Origin of the sequence: Mycetocola saprophilus, from assembly GCF_000718085.1 — a bacterium.
Taxonomy (GTDB): Bacteria; Actinomycetota; Actinomycetes; order Actinomycetales; family Microbacteriaceae; genus Mycetocola; species Mycetocola saprophilus.
The window spans coordinates 583,938-609,306 of sequence record NZ_JOEC01000002.1 but is presented as its reverse complement, the minus strand read 5'-3'; the positions used below and the strand labels follow the sequence as shown (position 1 = coordinate 609,306).

Below are 25,369 nucleotides of genomic sequence, written 5' to 3'. Positions count from 1 at the left end.
CAATGACGTGAACGGAGCACCACCATGCCCAGCACCCACCCATCCGGCCGCACCCTCGCCTCAACCCCACCGAAGAGGAGGGTCCGGGTCCGTGGCATTGTGCTGACGGCCGTACTGCTTGCCCTGATCGCGGTGTGTGTGATCCCGCTGCTCACCGCATCAACAAATTCCACCGCCCGGGCCGCGAGCCCGATCATCGGCAATGGCCGCTGCCTCGATGTCCGCGATTCCCAGTCGACAGCCGGAACCGCGGTCCAGCTGTTTGGCTGCAACGATTCCTCCGCCCAGCAATGGACCTGGGAAGACGATGGAACGGTGCGCGCTTTTGATCGCTGCCTCGAGGTCACCGACGGCTCCGATGCCACCGGTGCCCTGGTTCAGCTGGGGACCTGCACCAGGAAGTCGGCGCAGCAGCGGTTTGCCGCGCTGCCCGATGGCACCCTGTACTCGGCCAAGTCCGCCAAGTGTCTGGCGGTGCAGGGAACCCCGGGTAATCGCGCGCGGATCGGGCTCGCCTCCTGCGATCCCGCGCAGGGTTCACAGCAGTGGAAAGCGGACACCGCCCCCGGCACCCGCTACGCGCTGAGCGGCGGCCCGGCCGTGGAAAACCAGTTCTATGCGGACACCCCCAACGCCTCGATCATCGACCGAGACGGTACCTTTATCCAGCAGTACGCGGATGCGCAGTATGAGAGTGACGGTCCGCGCGAGTGGTCGTTCATCACCGGCCCCAACGTGGACCAGGCGGTGCCGGCCACCGAACTCAACGAGGCCGTCAATCCCGCCAATCCGCTGGATAAAAACAACGACACCACCTGGCGCTGCAACAACAGCCCCACCGGGCTCACCAGCACATACGCCGAGGGGCATGAACGCTACTCGCAGCGCAACTACTGCGATCTAGCGGGCGTCTGGGTGGATCCCGACTCGGGCGACTGGTACGGCCTGGTCCACAACGAGTTCACCCCGGCACCGTTTGGCGACCGGATGCACTATGACGCGATCGACTATGCGGTCTCCACGGATCAGGGCAAAACCTGGGCGATCAAGGATCAGGTGCTCACCTCGCCCTTTGGCACCGAGCGCGGCGATACGGCGACCTTCCCCGCCGATAACTACTACTACGGGGACGGGGATCAGCGCCTGTTTGTGGACAACGCCTCGGGCTACTTCTACGTGTTCTATGCGTCCCGCACGATCGCCAAACCCGGGGTAGAGAAGGGCCAGACCTGGATGCAGCACGTGGCCCGCGCGCCCATCGCCCAGAAGATGGCCCCGAACTCCTGGCAAAAATGGTACGACGGCGCGTGGCAGGAGCCGGGTACCGGTGGGAAGGAGAGCAACATCATCCCCGCCGACGGCAACGGCCCCGGCTACACCGCGCCGAAGGACGACTACGATCCCACCCGGCCCGGTTCCCAGCCCGCGCAGGTCGCCGCAGGCACCCTGCCGGATGACTCGCAGCTCACCGTGATGAACATCGCCTGGAGCGCCTACCTCGGTAAATACATCGGTACCCCGCAGAACTCGCTGGCCCAGGACACCGAGACGCAGACGCCCCTACACTTCTACGCGACCGACGATCTGGCCACCCAAAAATGGACGGATATGGGCACGGTTGAATCCAATAAGAATGCCGCCTGGTACCGCTGGCTGCTCGACTCGGGGAGCCGCACGTCGGGCACGATCCTCGGCAAAACCTTCCGCTCGTACTGCTCCTTCGAGTGCTCCACCTTCACCTCGGAGTATTCGGAGACCACGATCGAGCCGCTCTCGAAAAGGGATCTGCCCGCGCCCCCGGTGAAAACCGGGAAACCGTATCGGATCGAGGCGACGGGTGGCGCGAAACTCGGCGTGGACGACGCTTCGGCCTGGCGGTTCACCAGCACCGAGGACGGATTCTTCACGATCACGGCCGACGGTTCCGACCAGGTTCTCGGGGTGGATGCCTCGGGTAATGCCGGGCGGGCTTGGGGCGCGGTCCCGGCCCTGGCAGCCCCGGCGTCGGAGGGCGACGCCCGGATCGGCCAGCAGTGGTCCTTCCAGCGGGTTACCCGGGTCACCGGCGAGCGCGGTGCGAGCACACCAACGGATGAGTATCGCCTGGTCAACCGTTACAGCGGGCTCGCGCTGAGCCTGGGCTCAGACGCGAACGCTCCCGCCGTCACCGCTCCGATCCGGCAGTGGAATGCGCAGCCCGGGGCGACCGGCGACGTGCGTCCCGAGTCCTCACAGCGCCTGGCCCTCACACCGCTGCCCTAACCGGGTACTCATGCGTTTTCCCCATGTGTCGCACCGTGACGGGGCCGGTGGAGTGCCGCCGATGCGCTCGCTAGCATCAAGGCACGGCTGCTCCGGGCTCAAAGCCCATGCCCAGCCGTGTCTGCCTAAGCTCACACCCACGCGCGTCCGCGCCGCACCGCACAACTCATCGGGGGAACGATGTCACTCAGCGCCTGGTTCTTTCCGGCTGCCCAGCCCACGCCCGCGGGCAGGCTGCGCAGTACCCGTCGTAACCTGGTTCTGCTGGGGATCGCGGTCATCGTCATTTTGGGCCTCGCCCTGTCCCCGCTGATCGCCCGCACGGTGACCGGCACCATTCCGCTGCGCGCCGAGGAGGTTGTGGGCACCTGGAATGCGACCGATGGCGGCGGTGTCCTCCTCTTCCGCGCCGACCGAACCCTCACCGCGAAGAACGTCGCCAAACTCCCCGGGCCCGGGCCCGAGGGCGGTGACCCGGCTACCGCCACCGGCAGTTGGACATTCACCCCGGGTGAGAACCGCGACCTCACCCTGACCAACGACCGACCGGACACCCGCCCCCTGAACCTCCAAACCCACGTGGTCTGGGGCGAGGTGCGCATCACCTACAACTGCGGCATCGATTTCGAGCGCCTGTGCGAGTTCCGCCGCGAGTAGCTCAGGACCAGCCGAATCGAATTCATTTGGTCCTTGGAAATCATCGACTTACGACGTAGCTTGGAAGGGCAGGAAGGAAACTTCCCGCCTTGCCGGACCCTCACCTAGGTGAGGGTTTCGTGCTTAAGGCCAAACGCGAAGACACCTCGGTCGATTTCACCAAGTGCTTGATACAGGCACGCCACATCAACGATTACTGTGTGACTTCAACAAATCATCGGAGACATTTAGATACGTGATAATGGCACGGTGGAGTTAACGCTTAAGCCCGTGAGAATCATCCAGTCGCGAACGATCGGGTATCGCCTAATCCCTGATTATCGCAGCGATGCTGGCTTCAACCCCACATGGTGGAACGAAGGATTTTCCATCGACGAGCCACGCGCGCAGGAGTTCTTCAGCGTGATCGATACGACGTATGGTGAGGTGGCACGAGCTCACATACAAATACGACTCGATGGCTTTCCCTGCTATCGCATTCCATACACCGAAGTTTTCCGCGATGCGGCTGATCGGGGCTTCGCCCCGAGGCTCGACCGGAATGACGTCGTGGAGGAACTCTTTGGGGAACGATTTGGGCACGTTGGCCCTCCTTCCATGAGAACCGAAATCCTCACAGATCAGGAGTCGACCAAACCGCAGGTCAGGTCAAACCGTCACCTAAACGTGCATCAGACCCTTAGCGTTTGTCGAGACGGTCTGAGTTGACACCTCACGACGAGCTAGGCGAATCAGGCCTGGTAGGTACGCTTTAGTTGGAATTAACCCGAGCTCATTTCTTAATCTTGTTGAAAAAGCCAACGCTAATCAGCACAACCACAACGATAACTGCAAACCAAATGACTGTAGTGGAATCCATAATTTCTCTCCTTTAGTGGTTGGTGATTAGCCGATCATTTCTTTACCTACAATTGACTGTTTATAGACTCGATGGTCAGCCTTGCTACTGCGTAATTGATGCGGTAATCGACTCGGGCACCAGGGTAGTTGTTCCATTCGGGACGCCTGCCAGGTCACGGTGAACGGTGCCCAATCCTGCCTCGACGATGGGGGCGATAGCTCGAGTAGACCCGACCCCGCGCGGATACCTCAGCAACGAGTTCCTGCACCTATATAGGACGCCTATTCAGGCTTTGGGCGAGTGAGTACAAAAACGGTCTTCCGTCCCCACTCGAGAAGTTTCTTCTCCTGCTTTTCGGCAACTGTCCACCCATCCGCCAAGAGCTTTTCTAGCCCCTTGCGGCCACCTCGAGTGGTCATGTCAAACTTCGCGCTCTTCGTTTCAATTCTCATCCTGACACCATAGTCACAAGCTCACATGTCAGGCAGACCCTATTCGGGGTTGCCGGCTTATCCGGTATGGCTTGGGACCTTGGTTACCCGCCGTACCAATCAAAATGATTGGTGGCGTCTGATCTAGATTGTTTGCATCAGATCCGCTAAACAAGGGTCATGATTATCAGTGGATACGCGATTACTTACTCGGAAAACGGCCGGCTATCACGCATCGGTTCATTTTCTTCAGCAGAAGAAGCGCAGAATCGGGCCAGAGCAATTCTCACTGAAACAAGTGGCGTCCGCAGCATAGTGATTAGGTTCGGCGGGGGAACTGCGCTCACTGGGGGCGAGCCCGTCGCCGTCTACGATGGGGCGCGATGGATCGCAGTGCCCAAGGACTTTGTGCACCCTGAGTGGATAGAGACAGTTTCACCGGAGCTGTTCGACCTGCTTCTGGAAGACCCCAAAAGAGAGCTCGATCGTGAACAGTTCCTGGAGCTCGCCAATAAAGGAGCAATCGTAAATAAAGTAAGGACGAACCAGCCGCAGTGGGAAGGTTCAGTGTTCCGTCTCGGGCCGACTGGACGTAACGCGCTTACGATAGCTCTCGCACTTGGAATGGTAGGGCCTGAGAGCGTCGCGCACTATGGCAACTGCGGAGACCGATGCACTTGCGTCGCACCGGCGTAGGCGAAAATAACGATGCCGAACATTCGGCACACAAAACGCGCGCAGGGGAGCGCCAGTCCGCGCACAGTCCGCAGAATAGTCAACTACGGACCAATTACCCCCACGTCTCACAACACGGAAAAGCGCATAAAACAGCGGCTGGCAACGATACTCAATCATTGCCAGCCGCTCGTTCTTGTTAGTGGAAGAAGTGACGCTCTCCGGTGAAGTACATGGTGACGCCGGCGGCCTTCGCGGCGGCGATGACCTCCTCATCGCGCACCGAACCACCGGGCTGGACGACGGCGCGCACGCCGGCCTTGAGCAGGACCTCGAGGCCGTCGGCGAAGGGGAAGAAGGCGTCGGAGGCGGCGACGGAGCCGACCGCACGCTCACCGGCACGGTCCACGGCCAGGTGGCAGGAGTCCACCCGGTTGACCTGGCCCATGCCCACGCCCACCGAGGCACCGGCGTGGGCGAGCAGGATTCCGTTGGACTTCACCGCGCGGCAGGCCTTCCAGGCGAAGCGCAGGTCGGCCAGGGTGTCCTCGTCGGCGGGCTCACCGGTGACCAGGGTCCAGGTGGCATCCACGTCATCGGCGCCGAAGCGGTCGGCTTCCTGAACCAGCAGTCCGCCGGAGATCTGCTTGAACTCGCTGGTCTCCGGGGTGAAGCCCTCGGGTAGGCGCAGCAGGCGCAGGTTCTTCTTGGTCTTCAGCACCTCGAGGGCCTCGGGCTCGAAGTCCGGGGCAACCAGGACCTCGGTGAAGATTTCCTTCACGGTTTCGGCCATCTTCAGGGTGACCGTGCGGTTGGCGGCGATCACGCCACCGAAGGCTGAGACCGGGTCGCACTCGTGGGCGCGCTGGTGGGCGCTGGCGATCGCGTCGGGAGCCTTGGGGCTGGCCACGGCGATACCGCAGGGGTTCGCGTGCTTGATGATCGCGACCGCCGGATTGACGAAGTCGTAAGCGGCGCGCACGGCGGCATCGGCGTCCACGAAGTTGTTGTAGCTCATCTCCTTGCCGTGCAGCTGCTCGGCCTGGGCGATGCCGTGCCCGCCGGTACGCGAGTAGAGTGCGGCGGCCTGGTGGCTGTTCTCGCCGTAGCGCAGCACACCCTGGCGCTCGGCCCGGATGGTCAGCGTCTCGGCGAAGGCGTCCGCGCCGTCGGTGCCGTCGGCACCTTCCGCGTTGTCCGCGAACCAGCCGGCCACGGCGGTGTCATAGGCGGCGGTGTGGGCGAAGGCCTGTGCGGCCAGCTCACGGCGCAGGGCGAGGGTGGTTCCGCCCGCGGCGACGGCCTCGATCACCCGGGCGTAGGACTCCGGGGAGACGACGATGCCCACGTTGGCGTGGTTCTTGGCGGAGGCACGCACCATCGCGGGACCCCCGATGTCGATCTGCTCGACCACGTCATCACCCACGGCACCCGAGGCGACGGTCTCGACGAACGGGTAGAGGTTCACCACCACGAGCTCAAACGGTGCCACACCCATCTCGGCCAGCTGAGCCTCGTGGGACTCCAGGCGCAGGTCGGCGAGCAGGCCCGCGTGCACGGCGGGGTGCAGGGTCTTCACGCGACCATCGAGAGCCTCGGGGAATCCGGTGACCGCGGCCACATCGGTGACCTGGTGGCCGGCATCGCGGATGGTCTGAGCGGTCGAACCGGTGGAGACAATCTCCACCCCCGCCTTCGCCAGGGCCGCGGCAAGCTCCAGCAGGCCGGTCTTATCGCTGACCGAAATCAGTGCGCGGCGGACGGGAACGAGATCGCGGTTTCGGTACAGGTGTGCATCGTGACGGGGGCCGGCCATGGGTGCTCCTAGTGTTTGGTTGTTATCGTGCGGATAAATCCAGACCGTCGGCGATGCGCCGAACGGTGTCCACGAGCAGCCGGCGTTCCACCGGTTTAATGCGCTCGTGCAGGCTTTCTTCGGTGTCATCGGCGAGGATCGGCACGCGCTCCTGAACGATGATCGACCCGGTGTCCACGCCGTTATCCACCACGATGATCGAGGCACCGGTCTGGCTGGCACCGGAGGCCAACGCGTCGCGCACACCGTGCGCACCGGGGAATTCGGGCAGGTAGGCGGGGTGGGTGTTGATCAGGTTCGGGGACAGCGCGGAGACCACGTTGTCCGGGACCAGGCGCATCAGGCCACTCAGGACTACCAGGTCCGGAGTGTATTCGCCAATCGCTGCCAGCAGCGCGGTACCCCACTGCTCGCGCGAGGCGTACTCGCGGAAGGGCACGGTGAAGGTGGGGATCCCAAACTCTGCGGCGTGCTCCAGGCCGCTGGCGTCGCGGTCGGCACCCACGGCGATCACGCGCGCCGGATATCCGGGTTCGCGAGTTGCCTCAAGCAGCGCCCGAAGGTTCGAGCCGGTCCCGGAAATCAGCACAACGAGTGAGAGCACCCGATGAGTCTACCGCTCCGAAACCCCGCTCAAAAACCGCGGCTCCTCCACGGTCTCCACGCTGCGGCCGGAGATCAGACCGATCAGCGCGCCGACCAGGATTTCCCCCGCAAAGACCAGTCCCACAAGCCAGGCGGTCGGTCCCATTTCGGCCAGGCGTCCGGGCCCGAACGCCCCGGCGGCGAACCAGGCGAGCAGCCCCAGCAGCACCCCGGCCACCACCGCGGAGCCGGCGGCGGTGATCGCGCCCTCGCCCATCGAGAGCTCACCACTCTCCACCCGGCGCCGACGAATCCACAGGCCCGCCAGGAACCCGCAGAGGATCGGGACGATCAGCAGGATCCAGGTCAGCGGACTCGAGGAGGAGGGCAGCACACCAAACACCGGCAGCGCGGGCAGCGGACCCGCCACGGTGCCCAGCGGGGAGAAGATGCTATTGGCCCCCACCGCGAATCCGGGACCGATCAGCCAGGACGCCGCCCAGATAATCAGAGTGGGTAGGTAGAGCAGCTGCGCCAGGGTGATCACGATGCCGCCGCCCACCCCCAGCTCGGTGGTCTCGTACAGGCCGATGATCAGCGGATAGTTGACCAGCAGCAGGATCGCGGTCAGCAGCCCGGCCACGCCGATCAGCGCGCCCGAGGCCAGCGCCCCACCCCGCAATGAGGCGAAGGCGATCGTGCTTCCGGGTTCGCCGAGCCGCTCGGGCAGGGTATCCAGCGGGAACCGCTCCCCCGCGCGGTACCGGGCAACCACGAGACCCAGCGCCATCGCCGCGGCGAAGATCAGCGGCGGGAAGATCAGGCCGGTGACTCGGTCGGTGCTGATGATCTCGCTGCCCGAGGTGAAGACCACGCCGCAGGAGAGCAGCGCGTAGGTCACGGTTCCGGCGATCAGCGCGGTCACCGGATGCCCGGAATCCGCCGAGCGGGTTCCGCTGCGATACGCGAGCCAGATCACCAGGCCGGTGATGCCGATCGGCGCCAGCGAGAGCACAAACGGATCGCTCGCCCCTGCCAAACCAAACGGTGCCACGGTGTCGGCGGAGAGCTGCATGTTCAGGTGCACGCCGTGCCCGAGCAGCCAGAAGTCCACCGAGCTGCGCCAGAACAGGCTCCAGAATTCGGAGAATCCGGTGCCGATGGCCCAGATCAGGGTGGCCGGGACCACGAGGACGCCCACGCTGATGGCGAGGGCGATGAGGGCTTCGAGAGCGGCGAGGAGGGCGACCTGGGTGCGTTTCATGACCCCCTCAGACTAGCCCGATCACCCCGGAACACGCTGCAGGCGAGCCGCGAGAACCCGCACCGATGCGTGCGTGCGGATGCTAGTTGTCGGCGAGGGCGCGCTCCACCAGGACCCGGACCACCTCGGGGTAGCTGCGTCCGGTGGCGGCCCACATCTGCGGGTACTGCGACTGGGCGGTCAGCCCGGGCAGGGTGTTGATCTCGTTGAAGATCGGACCCTGCTCGTCCAGGAAGAAGTCGATTCGGGCGAGGCCGCGGCCCCCCAGCACGCGGAAGACCCGGCGAGCCTGGTCGGCCAGGTCGGCGGCCACCTCATCGGAGAGGTGCGCGGGCACGGTGAAGTGGGTGCCGCCGCTGGTGTACTTGGCGGCGTAGTCGAAGAAGGGCTGGTTGGGGTCGGCGTCGATCTCCAGGGCCGGGGCCACCTCGAGGGTACCGTCGGCGTGCTCCAGCAGGCCCAGGTCGATCTCGCGACCGACAATCTCGGTCTCGATCAGCACCGCGTCGCCACCCTCGGTGGCCAGGGCCAGTGCGGCCGGAAGCTGGGCGGCCTCGGTGACCCTGGTGCCGCCGATCGAGGATCCGCCACGGTTGGGCTTCACAAAGACCGGCAGCGAGATGCCGCGCTCGGCCAGGCGAGCCAGCAGGGCGTCGGGGTCGGCGATGGCCGCGGGCACGTCGGTCGGGTCCACACGCAGTGCCGGGGCGATACGGATGCCCGCATCGGCGACGACGGTCTTGGCCCACCACTTGTCCATCGCGATCGCGCTGGCACCCACGCCGGCACCCACGTAGCGAATGCCCGCGGTTTCCAGCAGGCCCTGCATCGTCCCGTCCTCGCCGCCCACGCCGTGGAAGGCGGGGATCACGACGTCGTAGTCGCGCAGCAGGGCGAGCACGTCGAGCAGACCGTACACCTCACCGGCCACCCACTCGCCCTCGCGGGTGACCAGGACGCTCAGCACCTCGGCACCGAGTTCCTCCAGCGCCACCACCAGGCCTCCGCCGCTCTTCAGCGACACCTCGTGCTCGCCGCTGATGCCGCCCATCAGGACCGCGACGCGGTGGGGGAACGCGGGGTTTTCTGCGGTGGTGCTCATGTGGATGGTGCTCCTCAGTTGATGTAGCGGCGGTTGATTCGGGCGCCGATCCCGCAGTAAATCTCGTGTTCCAGGGTACCCGCCCAGGCCGCCCATTCGGACACCGTGGGTTCACCCTGGGTGCCCGGTCCAAACAGGATCGCGGTGTCACCCTCGGCAACCGGATCATCGCCAAGATCCACCATAATCTGGTCCATCGAGATACGCCCAGCTACGCGCCGTCTTTTTCCGCCGATCCACACCTCGGCCTTGCCCGCGGCCGCCCAGGGCAGCCCGTCGGCGTAGCCCACGGCAATCAGCGCCAGGGTCGTGTCGCGCTCCAGGGTGTAGGTGTGGGAGTAGGAGACGCCCTCGCCGGCGAAGGCGCGCTTGACCTGCATCACGCGGGCGGTGAGGGTCATCGCGTGGCGCAGGCCGATGCCCGCCTCGTCGATGCCGTAGACCCCGGCCCCCAGGCGCACCATGTTGTAGAGGGAGGGATCGATCAGGCTGACACCGCTGGAGTTGGCCAGGTGGGTGAACTCGGGGTCCAGGCCCGCGGCGCGCGCAATCTGGATGGCCTGCTGAAGGCGGTCGGACTGGGCCCGGGTGCGCTCGGCGTCGAGGTCCCCGGCGTGGGACAGGTGCGACCAGATGCCGCGGATACTCAGCGACCCCTCGGCCTCAAAACGGGCGGCCTCGGCCACCAGCGTTTCCCATTCGGCCGCGACGGTGCCCCCGCGGTTCAGGCCGGTTTCCACCTCCAGGTGCACGTTCACGCCGGTGTTTTCGGCGGCCACCGCGCGCAGGTTGTCGAGGCCCGAGACGCTGATGTCGATGTCATTGGCGCGGGCATGCCGGGCGAAGTTGGGAACGTCGTTGAGCCAGGCAAACATCGGGGCTTCCTCGCCCGTCGCGCGCAGCTGCAGCGCCTCGCTCAGCCGGGCGAATCCGAGCAGGTCCGCGCCACCCTCGAGTGCCGCGGTGGCCGAGGCGGGTGCCCCGTGGCCGAACGCATCGGCCTTAACCGCGGCCATGATCTTGCCCTGCGGATAGTGCGCGCGGAACGTGCGAATGTTGTGCCGAATCGCCTCCAGATCCACGATCGCCTCGGCCGCAAACACGGTGGGCGGGATAAACGCGGTGGGGTCCGCGACGCCGCCGTTCACTGCGGAACCGGACAACGCTGCTGCGGGGGAATCGTTCACACTCACCCCCTAAGCGTACGGGGCAAACGGGGGTTTACCCGCATGCGCCGCCCCGGTCGCGGGAGTTACCGGCCGCCACTGGGGTCCGACGGCGATTCACCCCGCGGGGGATCGCCCCTGGAATCCGTCGCCGGGCGGGACTAAACTGACTGCGATGAGCGGACCGGTGCTGCTGCGGGTCCGGGAAATGGGGACACACATGGGCATCTCGCTCTACTACAGCGCCTCGCGCGCACATCCGATTACCGCGGTGGAGAACGCCGTGATCGAGGAGATTGTGCTCAGGCAAAATGCCGCGTTCCCGTTCGATTACGAGGACATCGATTTCGAGCCGGACACCCCGCCGAACCTCTTTTCCGGCTCCACCAAGCTGCCGCTGGACACCCCCGAAACCACCACCGAGGCGCTGGCTCACTGGCTGCGCGCGTTTAGCGAGCTGCGTCGGGCGCTGCCCGAAGCCGACTGGGAGCTGGCGATGGACGACCTCGACATCCCCTGGAATGATATCGACGGCTACACGCTGCCGGGCCTGTTCGACGAGGACTAGGGGCACGCAACAGCCCCCGTCACTCTGTGGTGACGGGGGCTGTGCTGTAGGCGCTAGAGACCGGCGACGATCTCACGCATCAGATTGGCTGCCTCGGCAGGCAAGGCAGCGTCTTGCCCGATCTAGAGACCGGCGACGATCTCGCGCATCAGGTTCGCTGCCTCGGACGGAGTCTTACCTACCTTGACGCCGGCGGCCTCGAGGGCCTCCTTCTTGGCCTGGGCGGTTCCGGCCGAGCCGGAGACGATGGCACCGGCGTGGCCCATGGTCTTGCCCTCGGGCGCGGTGAAGCCGGCGACATAGCCCACGACGGGCTTGGTCACGTGTGCCTTGATGTACTCGGCGGCACGCTCCTCGGCGTCTCCACCGATCTCACCGATCATGACGATTGCCTTGGTGTCGGGGTCGGCCTCGAACGCGGCGAGGGCGTCGATGTGGGTGGTGCCGATGATCGGGTCTCCACCGATACCGATGGCGGTCGAGAAGCCGATTTCGCGCAGCTCGTACATCATCTGGTAGGTGAGGGTTCCGGACTTGGACACCAGTCCGATCGGGCCGGTACCGGCGATCGATGCCGGGGTGATGCCAACCAGCGCCTCACCCGGGGTGATGATGCCGGGGCAGTTCGGGCCGATGATGCGGGTCTTGTTGCCCTTTTCCTGGGCGTAGGCCCAGACCTCGGCGGAGTCGCCGACGGGGATGCCCTCGGTGATGATGACCAGCAGCGGGATCTCGGCGTCGATGGCCTCGATCGCCGCATCCTTGGCGAATGCCGGGGGCACGAACGCGATGGAGACGTCGGCACCGGTGGTGTCGATGGCCTCGACGACGCTACCGAACACCGGCAGGGTGACATCCCCGTGGGTCACGGTGGTGCCGGCCTTGCGGGCGTTCACGCCGCCCACGATGTTGGTGCCCGCGGCGAGCATCAGCGCGGTGTGCTTGGAAGCCTCGCCGCCGGTGATGCCCTGGACGATGACCTTGGAGTCCTTGTTTACAAAGATCGACATGTTCGGATCCCTACTACTTCGATGCCAGCTCGGCGGCCTTGGCGGCGCCCTCGTCCATGGAGCCCGCGATGGTGATCAGCGGGTGGTTTGCGGCGGCGAGGATCGCGCGACCCTCGTCTACCTTGTTGCCGTCCAGGCGAACAACGAGCGGCTTGGTGGCGGTGTCACCGAGGATTTCCAGGGCCTTGACGATGCCGTTGGCAACCGCGTCACAGGCGGTGATTCCACCGAAGACGTTCACGAAGACCGACTTCACCTGGCTGTCGCCGAGGATTACGTCGAGGCCGTTGGCCATGACCTCGGCCGAGGCTCCACCACCGATGTCGAGGAAGTTGGCGGGCTTGACGCCGCCGAAGTTCTCACCGGCGTAGGCAACCACGTCGAGGGTCGACATCACGAGGCCGGCACCGTTTCCGATGATTCCCACCTCACCGTCGAGCTTGACGTAGTTGAGGTCGGACTCCTTGGCCTTGAGCTCGAGCGGGTCGGTGGTCGCGCTGTCGGCGAGCTCCGCGTGCTCGGGGTGACGGAACTCGGCGTTCTCGTCGATCGAAACCTTACCGTCGAGGGCAACGATATCGCCGTCCTCGGTGAGGACCAGCGGGTTGACCTCAACCAGGGTGGCGTCCTCGCCCGCGTAGACGTTGTACAGCTTGACGAAGACGTCGGCGACCTTGTCTACCAGGTCCTCGGGGAAGTTTGCGGCAATCGCGATCTCGCGTGCCTTGGCGGCGTCGATGCCGGTGCGCGGGTTGACCTCGATCCGGGCCAGAGCCTCGGGCTTCTCCACGGCGAGCTGCTCGATCTCCATGCCGCCCTCGACGCTGGCGAGCGAGAGGTAGGAGCGGTTGGCGCGGTCCAGCAGAACCGAGAAGTAGAACTCGCGGGCGATCTTGGCGCCCTGCGCGACCATAACGCGCTTGACTTCGTGACCCTTGATGTCCAGGCCGAGGATGGCCTGGGCGGCTTCGAAGGCTTCGTCGGCGTTCTTGGCGACCTTGACGCCACCGGCCTTTCCGCGGCCACCAACCTTAACCTGTGCCTTGACCACAACAACGCCACCGATCTTTTCGGCGGCGGCGCGTACGTCTTCGGGGGTGTCCGCGACGATACCGGCAAGGACCGGCACCTCGTATTTCTCGAACAGGTCTCGGGCCTGATACTCGTAAAGATCCACGTGTGGTTCCAATCCGCAATGAGGTTTTGGGAGAAAATTGCGTACCCGACGCCTCGCTTGTAACTCGACGTCAAGATACCCATCTAAGACTCTACCCCCTGCCCCCGGCGCAGGTCACCCGCACACCGTATACACGCCCGAGTTCTGGGTGAACAGACGGTATTGGAGAGGCTACGCCCGTGACTTGAAGTAGCGGAACAGCTGTTTTTCCCGGGTGGTGAACGCACCGGCGATTACCCCGAGCAGTACGGCGGGCACAAAGACCAGGCATATCCTGATCGCCAGACCCCGAAGCGCGGCCGGATCCGGGATCCCGGACAGCCCGGTCAGGACCAGGGTTGCCGTCAGCGCAATCAGAACCGCTACCGCTGCCGGAACCAGTGCCTCCCCCAGCAGGATCAGGGTTTGGGCGCCCGGTGATACCCCACTGTGTCGGGCCGAGGCGAGTTCGAGCCTGCGGATCCGCACCATCACAAACCCGATGACCAGTCCGGCGAGCGCCCCGGCCGGTGCGGCGACGGTGGTGAGCCGACCGCCGAAGGCGTCGGCCCCGGGGAAGGTTTGCCCGAGCCGGGAGTTCAGCTGACTCAGCTGCGGGCGCGCCTGCGAATCCCCCTCCCCCAGCAGGGTCGAACGCAGCTGGGTGGCGACCGCCTCCGTCTGTGGCCACACCTCAATCCAGCACTCGTCAAAGGCCTGGCGGTCGGCGGGAACCGGGGAAAGCACCGTGTATCCCAGGCCGGGTTTGCGCCCGTCATCGGGATAGGGGAACACGGCGCGCACCGAAATCTCTCCGACACCGGTAACGATGGTGTCGCCGCCCGCGCGTCCCAGCGCCTCGGCGACCTGGTCCGAGAGGATCACCCCGGCACCGGGTACGGCGGTGGGTGCGGATCCGGTCTCGGTGATCAACCGGATAAAGCCTTCGCTGGCATCGCGCTGGGGGATCGAGTGACCGGGCAGTGCCGCCGGGTTCACGCCGGCGGGGTTCTCGCGCACGGCACCTGCCTGGTTCACGTTGGGCAGCGCGGAGAGCGCCTCGCAACGGGTCGCATCAATCTGACCGGGGGCCTGGAACATGAGGATCGAAGCTCCGGATCGACGGTAGGAATCCGCATCGTTCAATACCCGGGATACGGTGCTGATCTCGGCCAGGCACAGCCCGATCAGCAGCGTCGCGCACAGCAGCGTGAACAGGAGCGCGCGCGAGGTTCCGGTGCGAATATCCCGCAGAATCTCGCCGATGAGCGCGCCCGGACGCAGGCCACTCCCGCGGGGGTTCGCCGTGATGCTGGCATTCGTTTTCACCGGGTGTTCCTGCTCCGAACGTTCCGAGTGGTTACTGTGCGGGCTCATCCGGGGATACTCAGATCGATCAGGTCGGTGCAGGCGTCACGCGTCGCGGCATCGTGGGTGGCCACCACCACGATGCCACCGGCCTGAGACAGGACACCGAGGGTCGCATTAACGGTGTCCGCGGTGACCCGATCCAGCTGCGCGGTGGGCTCATCCACCAGAAAGAGTTCGGGGCCCGCGGCCATCCCCCGCGCGAGCATCAGGCGCTGAGCCTCCCCGCCGGAGAGCGCGCCAAAGGGACGATCGGCCACGTCACCAAGACCGAAGCGTTGCAGATATTCTCGGGCGATTTCCTCGGCCTCTCGGCGCGAATACCCCCGGGCGATCAGTGGTAGCACCACGTGATCCAGCGCATCCCGCTTGGCCACCCCGTGCGGGTTTTGAAACACCCAGCGCGTACGCCGCACATCCTCGCGCAGAACGCGGCCGTGGGTGGGCTCCTCCCATCCCGCCAGGATACTCAGCAGGGTGCTCTTTCCCGATCCCGACGGTCCCGAAAGCGCGTAGACGTGATGGGGCAGAAGTTCCCGCGTCAACCCGCTAAACAGCAGCGCCCCGCCGGGAAAGGCGTGGCCAACGTCCTCCAGTATCACTCGCATGCGCGCGATTGGTTCGGGACAAGATCGAGAGCCTCGGGTGGGGTGACACCCTCGGCAAACCGAATGAACGACTGGCCGAGCTGCGAACCGAGCAGGCTCACCCGAAAGGTCTGTCGGCCGGCGGCTACGCAGGCGGTTGCCCCCTCGATGTTGTAGAGCGCCGACGGCGCGGTCACCCAGGCGGTCACCGCTTCGGCCAAAATGTAGCGGGCCCCCAGGGTGCGTGTGGCACCGGCCTCGGCGTTTTGGTCGGCGGGGATCCGCTCTCCGGCGATGATGGCCGCCAGTGCGTCGGGGTCGGTGACCGCACCGGTTTCGGTGTCGATCGGATATCGCTGCCCGTTGACCTCGACCACCCGGGCACCCTCCACGGGATTCTCGGGAAGTGTGCTGAGGCTGACGGTGGCCAGGTTATCGGCCAGCGCGATCAGGGTTCGCCCCTCCTCCACCTGCTCGCCGATTCCCAGCGGGCAACCGGTGATCCCCGACGGACCGGGCGAGATCCAGGCAATGTTCGCCTGGGCGATGACCGCCGCATCCGCGGGGGTTACGCCAGCCTTCTTAAGGAGGGCGTTCATCGCCCTCAACAGGGTCGAATCCACGCCGCCCCGCTCGGGCACCATAAATCCGAGGCTGCGCAGCTCGGCACGCAGCGCGCTCACGTCGGTGCCGGTATCGCCCTCAACCAGATCCCGCCAGGGCGGTTGCGCGCCGCCGAGGGCGAGCGCCGAGATTCCGTTGATCGAGAACGGCACGCTGCCACGAGCGATCTCGGTGCCTGGTGTACATGCCAGGGCGGTGACCCGGCCCGCGACGGGGGCACGCAGAGCTCGCTGGGTTCCCCCGGAGATACGCAGTTCGGCGGCCCGGGAATCATCAAAGCTGCGCTCACTCAACACCGACTGGGTCACGGCATCCGCGGGCCGCAGCGCATCCGGAACCGCACTCGCCGTTGCCAGCACGCCGGCGACGGCACCCACACACACCAGAACGAGTGCCCCGAGAATAGCAGTGGTCGGGCGAAACCATCCCCGCGAGTTGCTAGGTCTACCCGGGCCGTCTGTCTCCAAGCGTCTTCGCCTCAATATTTCACTCCGAGCGGATTGGATTGACATTCGCCCGCCTCGACGTCGGTAGCCGAGAACGGAAAGGCGTTGGCGCTGAAGTCTCGTCCGTAGTCCTTGGCCCGGTATCCGGGATCAACCTTTTTCTTGTCCACGAGACACTTGGCCACAATCGTAAACTCGTCCAGATTGTCTGGGTTCCGTTTCATCTGCCAGTAAAGAAAATCGACCTCCGTACCGGTACTGTCCACACACTCGTTGTAGATTCGTGTTCGTTCGGCTGAAGGTTGCGGCGCGCGCTTCGAGGTCAGGGTGGAGCCACCCGTGGAGTCAAAGGTAATCGTGACGTCGCGGGAGGCGAGACAGGTAATGAGTGGTTCCCGAGATTCGACAAGCTGCTGCTCGGTAATCTTGCCGGTCGCGAGAATCTTTCGTTCGATCTCGCTGGTGGCATTCTCATATCCCGATCGGAACCCGTCTGCCCACGGCCCCGAAAACTCGGGTACGGCAGAGCCGCGCTGTGAGGCTTCCGAGGGATTTCCCGTCATACATCCCGTCGCACCAAAGATGAGGCACAGCATCAGCAGTCCGCCGCCGAGACGAAGGCTTCGGGGTGAGCCCCGGCCCACATTTCGCGGCAAACCACCAACGCCGATGTTCTTAGGGGTTAGATCCACCAATTCACTCCGGCTCCCTGGGCGTCAACCCAGCACATAATCTGTCGAGAGACCTGCCCGGGCCCAACCTTGGGTGCTAATTTGTCGCCGGAGAGCGTGTAGGAAACGTGTTGGGCCAGTCGACAATCCTGATTGGTTGCACTCCACATCGACCGGGTGAAATTGCATCGAGCCGCCGACTGCCTGGTCTCGGATTGTGCGCGAGCAGGTGCGGCGAGGGCCGGTGCGGGGAGCGCTGTCAGTGCGATCGCGGTTCCGACCAGTGCGGCCGTGAGGGTTTTCATGAGAATCTCCTTTGATTTCTCGGCGAGGTTCGCCGTGAGATCAGTGAAGCCGGAAATCGCTCAATATCGCGCAGAAGTCGTCGTAAAAAGCACTTAATTTCGTCGCAAAACGACCGTGCAGGGAGGCTGCCAGGCGATCTTCCCCATCGGCGTTCTCGTAGCTTGCGTCCCATCCCCGAACGCACTAGTACTCGACCCCGAGCGGGTTGGTGAGGCACTCGCCCGCGACCATGTCGGTGTCGGAAAACGGGAAGTCTCCGTAAAAGTCGCGTTCGTAGTCCTTGGCGCTATAGCCGCGCTCGACAAAGGGTTCGCGGGCGGCAACTAGCTCCTGCTCGGTGATGATCTCGTCCGCAAGGATGTCTCGTTCAAGCCGTGACCCCGTATCGTTCCAGGCTGAACGAAACTCCTCCGCCCACGGACCGCTGAAAGCCGGCGCGGATCCCGATAGTCGAGCGTCGCCGGTATCGGGTGTGGTGTGCGCGGCACACCCGAACAGGCCGAGCACAACGGCACCCACGGCAGCCAGTTCGAGCAGACTGCTACTCCGATGTATGCGCGCTTCTCCCCCGAAAAACGGCACTCTGCCGTATCTCCTAGTAAAGAGAGATAACAAACGCCCACCTCATGCGAACGTCGCAAAAGGTGGGCGTAGGTGGCGTCCGGCGGACGCGGACCCCGGGGCGGGGGCTAGATCTTTTCGATCGGCGCGATCTTGATCAGCAGCTTCTTGGCACCCGCGGCCTCGAACAACACGTGGGCGATGCGCTTGGCACCCTCGCCGGTGACCTGCTGTACGCGGCCCTCGCCGAAGTCGACGTGGCGGATGCGGTCGCCGGGAACCAGCTCAAGCATCGAGTTATCACGCACCTGGTTGGTGACCTGGTTGGGCCAGGCCTTCTTCTCCGGGCGGGGCAGGGCCGGGGGCTGATCCGAGCTGCCGCCGTATCCGCCGCGGCCGTTGGAGAACCCGCGGCGACCGGTGGAATTTAGTGCGCGCGACTGCTGTCCGCCCCGCGAGTTGACCATGCCCGGCGACTGCCGCCACTCGATCAGCTCGGCCGGGATCTCCTGCAGATAGCGCGAGGGCATCGCCACGGCGGTCTCGCCGAACTGCGCGCGGGTCATCGCCAGCGAGAGGAACAGGCGCTTGCGGGCACGGGTAATGCCCACATAGAACAGGCGTCGCTCCTCGGCGGGGCCGCCGGGCTCATTCGCCGACATCTTGTGCGGGAGCAGGTCCTCCTCGATCCCGGTGAGGAACACGCCCTCATACTCCAGGCCCTTGGCGGTGTGCAGGGTCATCAGTGAGACGGTGCCGGAGGTGTCGTCCAGGTCGTCGGCCGCGGCCACCAGGGACACCTCGGTGAGGAAGTCGATCAGGGTGCCGTCGGGATTGTTCTTCTCGAACTCCTTGGTCACCGCCTGGAGCTCCTCGATGTTCTCCGCGCGGGCCTCGTCCTGGGGATCGCGGGAGTTACGCAGGGTTTCCAGCAGGCCGCTGCGGGTGACCAGCAGGGTCAGCACGTCGGCCACCACGCCGGTGTCCGCGAGTTCCGCGGCCTCGTCGAGCAGATCGGAGAGGGCGCGGATCGAACCGGTGACCTTGGGGCCGAGCCCCAGGCCCTCCACGTTGCGCATCGCGTCGCGGAAGGTGAGGCCGTTGGTCTCGGCAAAGGTCGCCAGCTGCGTTTCGGTGGCCGGACCGATACCGCGCTTGGGGGTGTTTAGAATGCGGCGCAGGGCCAGCTGATCGTCGGGATTGACGACCGACACCAGGTAGCCGAAGGAGTCGCGAATCTCGGCGCGGTCGTAGAACTTCGTGCCACCCATGACCCGGTAGGGCAGGGCCGAGCGGATGAAGATTTCCTCGAGCGCACGGGTCTGGGCGTTGGTGCGGTAGAAGACCGCCATGTCCGAGTAGGACATGCCCTCGGCATGCAGCTTCTCGATCTCATCGGCCACAAACTGTGCCTCATCGTGACCCGAATAGCCGGTGAACCCGACGATCTTCTCGCCGGCCCCGTCGGCCGACCACAGCTTCTTATCCTTACGGTCGAAGTTATTGGAGATCACCGCGTTGGCGGCCGAGAGGATGTTCTGCGTCGAACGATAGTTCTGCTCCAGCAGCACCACCTTTGCGCCCGGGAAGTCGCGCTCAAACTCGGTGATGTTGCGAATATCCGCGCCGCGGAAGGCATAGATCGACTGGTCCGAGTCGCCCACCACGGTGAGCGAGGCGGGCTCGACGCCGCCGGGACCGGCTCCCAGCAGGTAGTCGTCGGGCTCGGGTTCGGGCGCGCGGGTCAGCTCGCGAATGAGCGAGTACTGCGCATGGTTGGTGTCCTGATACTCGTCCACCAGGATGTGCCGGAAGCGCTTCTGATAGGTGGCCGCCACGTGCGGGAACGCCCGGAACAGGTAGACGGTCTGACCGATCAGGTCGTCAAAGTCGAAGGAGTTGGCCCGGGCCAGCTCGAGCGTGTAGCGACGGAACAGCTCCACAAACATGCGCTCGGCGGGATCGTTGAGGCTCGCGTTGCGCGCGTAGGCGTCGACGTCGGTGAGCTCGTTCTTGAGCTTGCTGATCTTGCTGGCGACGTTGCCCGGGGTAAGCCCGAGAACGTCGGCCTGCAGCTCCTTGATCAGACGCTTAATCAGCACCTTGGTATCGGAGGAATCGTAGATGGTGAAGTTCTTTTTGAACCCGAAGTGCTCGGCCTCGCGGCGCAGAATGCGCACACACGCCGAGTGGAAGGTGGAGATCCACATGCCCTCGGCCGCGCCACCCAGCTGCTCCTCGACGCGCTCGCGCATCTCGGCGGCGGCCTTATTGGTGAAGGTGATCGCCAGGATCTGGCTCGGCCACGCCTCGCGATTGCGGATCAGCCCGGCGATGCGCTGGGTCAGCACCCGGGTCTTCCCCGACCCGGCACCGGCCACGATCAGCAGCGCCGGACCGCGATAGGTCACGGCCTCCAGCTGCTGCGGGTTCAGGCCGTGCGTGGTGGGGTCCTCCCCCTCGGGCAGGTCCTGTCCGAACTGCATCGAGCGTCCAGACTGCGCCGAACGCCCGGACTGTACCGAGCCCTGGGAACCGCCGGTTTCGAACCCAGGCCCGGTTCCGGGCGGGGCGATACGGACGACCGCGGGCTCGTTGGCGGACGTGGAGGAATCGGAAGGCTGCACCATGGTGCTCCCAGTCTAGGCCGCGCCACCGACAGCGTGCGGCGGGACACCCGGGACCGGGATCCGGGTCACAATTAGCCCTCGCGGTGGTGCGCCCAGAACTCGGCACGCGCCTCATAGGCAAGGTCGGGCTGATCGGCAAAGACACCGTCCACGCCGGTTTCCAGGATCTGGTGGTACTCGGTTCGCCAGTCTCCGTGGTGGGCGTCGTCCCCGTGACCCCGGTTTTCGGGAATGAGGAAGGCGTTTTCCGGACGCAGCGTCCAGGTGTACACCAGCAGGCCCGCGGCGTGGGCGGCGGCGACCCGGGCGGACCCCAGCTCGTCCAGCAGGAACGACTTGGCCAGGCTCACCCCGTTCACGGCCGGCGCGAAACTCGCCAGTGCCTCGGGGGTGGCATAGGAGGCGTAGGTGCGGGCGTCCTCGCCGAGGGCGGCGACCTCATCGGCCGGCGATCCCTCCTCGTCGATCAGATAGACAAACTTGGCGTTGAGGCCACGCTCACGCAGATCGGTCAGGGCGGACAGCTCGAAGCTCTCCACGATCAGCGCCCGCTCGCCCCAGCCGGTGAGCTGCTGCAGGAACAGGTCGTTCATGGCGAAGCCCTGGCTGGCAAAGTAGGCCGAGTGCTTGATCTCGGCGACCATGCCGAGGGGACGGCCGTGGTTCTGCTCCTCCTCGCCGATCAGCGCGATCAGGTCCGCGAGGCACAGCACCCGGGAGCGGTCGTTAAAAAGCACGCTGTCGTGACGCAGCTCGGGCAGACGTTCGCGGCACTTGAGTGTGGCGATCTGCGCCCAGGTGAGGTCCTCGGTGAACCAGCCCTCGTGGCGGATGCCGTCCACGGTCTTGACCGTTTTGTACTCGGCAAACTCGGGGCGGTCGGCGATATCGGTGGTGTCGGTGATGTTGTTCTCGTGACGCAGAACGAGCACCCCGTCGCGGCTCACCACGAGGTCGGGCTCCACCAGGTCCGCGCCCAGCTCAAACGCCAGCCGGTACGCCTCCTCGCTGTGCTCGGGACGGTATCCACTCGCACCGCGGTGGCCAATGACAACGGGGTTCGGCAGCTCGCTCATGCCCCCAGACTAACCCCGACCGCTACGCCGATGGTGAACACGCGCCCCCGTTTACCATCACTTCATAATTGAACGGGCGCCTCCCAGCGAATTCCGGTAGATTATAGGGGTTACGGGCGCACATACCCCGAACGAAACAGCCACGACACAGCCCACCGCGCCCGATTGAGAAACCGAGAGCAGGACCCCCGCATGGCGAGCAACAACCCCGCATTCAGAAACCCCGCGTTCAACAACGGTGGTGCGCAGGCGCAGGCCGGCACCCAGGCACAGATGAGCGCCGAACAGCTGCAGCACCTGTACAACCAGCCCGTTGGTGCGGTGGATGCCAGCGACCGGATGACCGTCGAGGACACCGTCGTCAAGACCGGTATCTCCTTCGCGATCCTCGTCGTGGGTGCCGTCATCGGCTGGAACGTTCCCGTCCTCATGGTTCCGGCCATGATCATCGGTTTCGTCCTGGCCATGGTCAACATCTTCAAGAAGCTGCCCTCCGCCCCGCTGGTTCTGGCCTACGCCGGCGTGCAGGGAATCTTCGTGGGTGCCCTCTCCGGGTTCTTCGAGGCTCAGTTTGCCGGCATCGTGATGCAGGCCCTGATCGCGACCCTCTCGGTGATCGGTGTGACCCTGGCGCTGTTTGCCAGCGGCAAGATCCGCGCCTCCAAGAAGGCCACCAAGATCTTCTTGATCGCGATGGTGGGTTACCTGGTTTACTCGCTGGTCAACATGGTCCTGATGATGACCGGTGTCGTCTCCACCGGCTTCGGCCTGAACAGCATGCCGATTGGTAACACCGGCATCCCGATCGGTGCCGTCCTCGGCGTCCTCGTGGTCATCATGGCCGCCTACTCGCTGGTGCTCGACTTCGACTCGATCCAGCGCGGCGTGCAGAACCGTGCCCCCAAGGTGTACGCCTGGGCCGGCGCATTCGGCATCATGGTCACCGTGATCTGGCTGTACACCGAGATCCTGCGTCTGATCGCGATCTTCCGCAGCAACTAGTTTTCACCACACAGCGGCCGTCTCCCTCGGGAGGCGGCCGCTTTTGTGTATAGGAGCGTACCTGAGCGATCTACCAGGGACGCGAGCTACGGCATTGCACCGTCGACCCGCCCTTCACGTCATACCACCAAAGTACGCGGTTGTTGGAGCACGCACCATTCGCCAAAATGTATCCGGTGACAACTGTGACGACCGCTCCTACAATTACACAGGCGGCCGTCCCGACCACGGGTATAGCGCAAACCGCCGCAGTGATTGCGGTAGAGCCGATCGCGCTGCCCAACACGGATTGATCGGTCGAGTTAAAACCAATAGCCATTTGGATTCCACGCGTAAGCACTTCAATCCGGGTTTGAGCCCCGGCCCCCGGTGACGCAGCCCGGGCCTGTAACTCCGACTCGACATCTATCGACCGAGGTAAGGAAAATGATCCTTCGGGAACCGTGTACCGATAGGCTCGGACATTCTGCTGCGCAATGTCTTCCTTAGCGATTCCTGAAGATTCAAGCTCGCGCAGTCCGTTCAAAAAGTACTGTGGATCTGTTAGCTGGCTTCCCCCGGGAACGATGCTCTCCATCTCAGCTGGAGTAATTATGGCACCATCCCGAATCGGGTGCGCACGATTACTCGCTGGCACCGCACTTGCCGGAATGCTAGCGCCCGCCCCCAGGAGCGTACCCGCGGCCAAGATTGCAACAATAGTTTTCATCTTCAGTGTGAGACTAATCATGTTCAACGCCCCCAGCGTCTTCAATGACCGGCTCGATGCCGATCAGTTCAAGAACCGTACCAGGTAGGGTTCTTCAAACAGCCTCATGCGTAGGGTGGCTGTTGACGGCAACTCAGGTTTCACTGTCCATTTGGGGGGACGTATGCGTTGGATAATACTTCCGATTTATTTCATTGGCATCATCGTGCTGGGATATCTGGTAAAAAGCCAGGGGTTCCTCGATGGATCTGCAACAAAAGAGTGGATCGGGAACACGATCTTTATCGTGCTCCTAGCTGGGACCACCCCGCTTTTTTTCGTGTTGAAACGCCACAAAAGCAGACAAAACTAACGAATAGGCGTGCTCGATAAGTGGTCTACTTCAACCACTTGCCCAGCACCGTGACCTCGGCGTCCTCGTAGCCCAGGCGTTCATAAAAGTCGATCACGGCGGTGTTGGTATTGCGGACCATGAGCTGCACCTTGAGTGCGCCCTCGGTGGCGAGCCAACCTTCGGCGGCCTCGATGATCGCGCGGCCGAGTCCGCGGCCGCGGTCGGCCTCGCGGACGGCCACATAGTAAATCCAGCCACGATGTCCGTCGTGTCCGGCCATCGCGGTGGCACGCAGCGTCCCGGCCTCGACCAGTCCCAGCACGGTTGAGGTCGGGCCCGCGAGCGCACCCTCGGCATCGCGAATCGGGTCGTTCCACGGACGGGTCAGCCCCGCCTCATGCCAGAGCGCGGCGGCAGCGGGAATCAGGTCGGGTGTGATCGGGTGAATCTCCATCCCCCCAGCGTAGGGCTAGGCCGGGGTGCAGCCACAGCTCTCCCGCGCGGCAAGCCGCGTGGGTAGGGTGCGAGTGAGCGGCGCCGAGGGGGTGGTCAACTGGGCGATCAACAGGTCCACCGCCGCCTCCCCGAGCGCCTGCATCGGCTGACGCACGGTGGTGAGCCGGGGCGTGGACACCAGGCCCGCGGCGATGCCATCAAACCCGGTGACGATGATCCGCCCCGGCACCGCAAGACCCCGGGTGCGCAGCGCATCAATAACGTCGAGAGCATCGGCATCGGTGCGGCACACCAGGGCATCGGGCAGCTCGGTCTCGACCACACGTTCCAGAAGGGCGAGCACCGCCGCGACCGCGCCACCCTCTGCGGTCACCGGTTCGCTCGGCGGCGTGATGCCCTCGGCCAGCAGGGTGTCTCGGAAGGCCTCCCAGCGAGCACGGAACTCCATCGAACCCACCCCGCCCACAAACTGCGGACGCCGCACGCCGTGCTCCCGCACCAGGTGACGGGTGAGCTGGGCGATCCCATCCTCATTCTCGATGGTCACCCGATTGAGCTTCTCGGTTCCGGCAAACTCCGACACGATGACCACAGGAATGCGCTCGGCAATGGGAACAATGGTTTCGGCCGTGGTGGTGTTGGGGAAAACTACCAGCGCATCCGAGCGGCCGGCAATATCGATGATGGTCGACTCGCTGTTGCGATGGTTTCCGCCGCCCACCAACAGCGAGTACCCGTTGCGCCAGGTGGCGATCTCGATCCCGCGCTGCACCTCGTCCACATAGCGCGGAAAATGCCGGAGATCCTCGTTACCGAAGGGATCCACCCGCGCCGGGGAGGTGGCGTAAATATCCCAGGAGATCAGCCCGATCACGCCCGTCCGTCCGGCGGCGAGCCCGCGGGCCGACGCGCTGGGCACGTACCCCAGCGCCCGCGCCGCCGCATACACTGCCTCGGCGGTGGCCGGACGAATCTTCTCGGGCTGTCTGAAGGCAAACGACACCGTCGCAATCGATACCCCGGCCGCGGCCGCAACATCGTAGACGGTGGGTGCCTTGCCCATGAA

General features: G+C 64.7%; 22 protein-coding genes. 5 read left to right on the top strand and 17 right to left on the bottom strand.

Annotated elements, in window-relative coordinates:
- Window positions 1-24 precede the first annotated feature (24 nt).
- Window positions 25-2,262 carry an RICIN domain-containing protein gene (locus IE92_RS0108645; protein WP_081863936.1) on the top strand — a complete coding sequence of 746 codons (2,238 nt, stop codon included), beginning with the start codon at window positions 25-27 and terminating at the stop codon, window positions 2,260-2,262.
- A 180-nt stretch (window positions 2,263-2,442) separates the two neighbouring features.
- The gene (locus tag IE92_RS0108640; protein ID WP_030148101.1) at window positions 2,443-2,919 is read left to right on the top strand and encodes a hypothetical protein; all 477 of its coding nucleotides are present in this window, start codon (window positions 2,443-2,445) and stop codon (window positions 2,917-2,919) included.
- A gap of 306 nt (window positions 2,920-3,225) precedes the next feature.
- On the opposite strand, the gene IE92_RS0108635 is transcribed toward IE92_RS0108640, so the two are convergent.
- Window positions 3,226-3,501 (bottom strand): hypothetical protein, encoded by a 276-nt coding sequence (locus tag IE92_RS0108635; protein ID WP_030148100.1) that lies wholly within the window; start codon window positions 3,499-3,501, stop codon window positions 3,226-3,228.
- Between the two features lie 870 nt (window positions 3,502-4,371).
- On the opposite strand from IE92_RS0108635, the gene IE92_RS18310 reads away from it, so the two are divergent.
- Window positions 4,372-4,887, top strand: a complete 516-nt coding sequence (locus tag IE92_RS18310; RefSeq protein WP_156027479.1) for a hypothetical protein — start codon at window positions 4,372-4,374, stop codon at window positions 4,885-4,887.
- Window positions 4,888-5,065: 178 nt separating this feature from the next.
- Here the strand turns inward: IE92_RS18310 and purH are convergent, their stop codons facing one another.
- The 5 genes from purH to alr all read right to left on the bottom strand — a co-directional run bounded on the left by purH (window position 5,066) and on the right by alr (window position 10,826).
- The gene (gene purH / locus IE92_RS0108630; protein ID WP_030148099.1) at window positions 5,066-6,682 is read right to left on the bottom strand and encodes a bifunctional phosphoribosylaminoimidazolecarboxamide formyltransferase/IMP cyclohydrolase; all 1,617 of its coding nucleotides are present in this window, start codon (window positions 6,680-6,682) and stop codon (window positions 5,066-5,068) included.
- A 22-nt stretch (window positions 6,683-6,704) separates the two neighbouring features.
- Window positions 6,705-7,286 (bottom strand): phosphoribosylglycinamide formyltransferase, encoded by a 582-nt coding sequence (gene purN / locus IE92_RS0108625; RefSeq protein ID WP_030148098.1) that lies wholly within the window; start codon window positions 7,284-7,286, stop codon window positions 6,705-6,707.
- Between the two features lie 9 nt (window positions 7,287-7,295).
- The gene (locus IE92_RS17300; protein ID WP_051701671.1) at window positions 7,296-8,531 is read right to left on the bottom strand and encodes a cell division protein PerM; all 1,236 of its coding nucleotides are present in this window, start codon (window positions 8,529-8,531) and stop codon (window positions 7,296-7,298) included.
- 82 nt (window positions 8,532-8,613) lie between these two features.
- Window positions 8,614-9,633 (bottom strand): D-alanine--D-alanine ligase family protein, encoded by a 1,020-nt coding sequence (locus IE92_RS0108615; RefSeq protein ID WP_030148096.1) that lies wholly within the window; start codon window positions 9,631-9,633, stop codon window positions 8,614-8,616.
- Window positions 9,634-9,647: 14 nt separating this feature from the next.
- On the bottom strand, window positions 9,648-10,826 hold the full coding sequence (gene alr, locus IE92_RS0108610) for an alanine racemase (protein ID WP_081863937.1): 1,179 nt from the start codon (window positions 10,824-10,826) through the stop codon (window positions 9,648-9,650).
- A gap of 148 nt (window positions 10,827-10,974) precedes the next feature.
- Here alr and IE92_RS0108605 point away from each other — a divergent pair, with 148 nt between their 5' ends.
- Window positions 10,975-11,367, top strand: a complete 393-nt coding sequence (locus tag IE92_RS0108605; protein WP_051701672.1) for a hypothetical protein — start codon at window positions 10,975-10,977, stop codon at window positions 11,365-11,367.
- 122 nt (window positions 11,368-11,489) lie between these two features.
- Here IE92_RS0108605 and sucD read toward each other — a convergent pair whose 3' ends face one another.
- The 9 genes from sucD to IE92_RS0108560 all read right to left on the bottom strand — a co-directional run bounded on the left by sucD (window position 11,490) and on the right by IE92_RS0108560 (window position 21,802).
- Complete coding sequence (gene sucD / locus IE92_RS0108600) at window positions 11,490-12,377, bottom strand: succinate--CoA ligase subunit alpha (protein WP_030148093.1); 888 nt, start codon at window positions 12,375-12,377, stop codon at window positions 11,490-11,492.
- 13 nt (window positions 12,378-12,390) lie between these two features.
- Window positions 12,391-13,554, bottom strand: coding sequence for an ADP-forming succinate--CoA ligase subunit beta (sucC, locus tag IE92_RS0108595; RefSeq protein WP_030148092.1), 1,164 nt, complete (start codon window positions 13,552-13,554; stop codon window positions 12,391-12,393).
- Window positions 13,555-13,725: 171 nt separating this feature from the next.
- On the bottom strand, window positions 13,726-14,910 hold the full coding sequence (locus IE92_RS0108590; protein ID WP_030149692.1) for a hypothetical protein: 1,185 nt from the start codon (window positions 14,908-14,910) through the stop codon (window positions 13,726-13,728).
- A complete protein-coding gene (locus tag IE92_RS0108585; RefSeq protein WP_030148090.1) occupies window positions 14,907-15,509 on the bottom strand; it encodes an ATP-binding cassette domain-containing protein in 603 nt (200 codons plus the stop codon). Before IE92_RS0108585 ends, IE92_RS0108590 begins: the two co-directional genes overlap by 4 nt.
- Window positions 15,500-16,489, bottom strand: a complete 990-nt coding sequence (locus IE92_RS0108580) for a hypothetical protein (RefSeq protein WP_030148089.1) — start codon at window positions 16,487-16,489, stop codon at window positions 15,500-15,502. Before IE92_RS0108580 ends, IE92_RS0108585 begins: the two co-directional genes overlap by 10 nt.
- Before the next feature lie 101 nt (window positions 16,490-16,590).
- Window positions 16,591-17,250, bottom strand: a complete 660-nt coding sequence (locus tag IE92_RS0108575) for a hypothetical protein (RefSeq protein ID WP_156027478.1) — start codon at window positions 17,248-17,250, stop codon at window positions 16,591-16,593.
- Between the two features lie 468 nt (window positions 17,251-17,718).
- Window positions 17,719-18,042 (bottom strand): hypothetical protein, encoded by a 324-nt coding sequence (locus IE92_RS0108570; RefSeq protein WP_156027477.1) that lies wholly within the window; start codon window positions 18,040-18,042, stop codon window positions 17,719-17,721.
- 182 nt (window positions 18,043-18,224) lie between these two features.
- Window positions 18,225-20,582, bottom strand: a complete 2,358-nt coding sequence (locus tag IE92_RS0108565; protein ID WP_030148086.1) for an ATP-dependent helicase — start codon at window positions 20,580-20,582, stop codon at window positions 18,225-18,227.
- Window positions 20,583-20,797: 215 nt separating this feature from the next.
- On the bottom strand, window positions 20,798-21,802 hold the full coding sequence (locus IE92_RS0108560; RefSeq protein WP_030148085.1) for a glycerophosphodiester phosphodiesterase family protein: 1,005 nt from the start codon (window positions 21,800-21,802) through the stop codon (window positions 20,798-20,800).
- A 192-nt stretch (window positions 21,803-21,994) separates the two neighbouring features.
- Between IE92_RS0108560 and IE92_RS0108555 the strand changes: the two genes are divergently transcribed.
- Complete coding sequence (locus tag IE92_RS0108555; RefSeq protein WP_030148084.1) at window positions 21,995-22,804, top strand: Bax inhibitor-1/YccA family protein; 810 nt, start codon at window positions 21,995-21,997, stop codon at window positions 22,802-22,804.
- Window positions 22,805-23,890: 1,086 nt separating this feature from the next.
- On the opposite strand, the gene IE92_RS0108545 is transcribed toward IE92_RS0108555, so the two are convergent.
- Both IE92_RS0108545 and IE92_RS0108540 read right to left on the bottom strand, forming a co-directional pair.
- Window positions 23,891-24,301 carry a GNAT family acetyltransferase gene (locus tag IE92_RS0108545; RefSeq protein ID WP_030148082.1) on the bottom strand — a complete coding sequence of 137 codons (411 nt, stop codon included), beginning with the start codon at window positions 24,299-24,301 and terminating at the stop codon, window positions 23,891-23,893.
- Between the two features lie 15 nt (window positions 24,302-24,316).
- Window positions 24,317-25,366 carry a LacI family DNA-binding transcriptional regulator gene (locus tag IE92_RS0108540; protein WP_030148081.1) on the bottom strand — a complete coding sequence of 350 codons (1,050 nt, stop codon included), beginning with the start codon at window positions 25,364-25,366 and terminating at the stop codon, window positions 24,317-24,319.
- Window positions 25,367-25,369 lie beyond the last annotated feature (3 nt).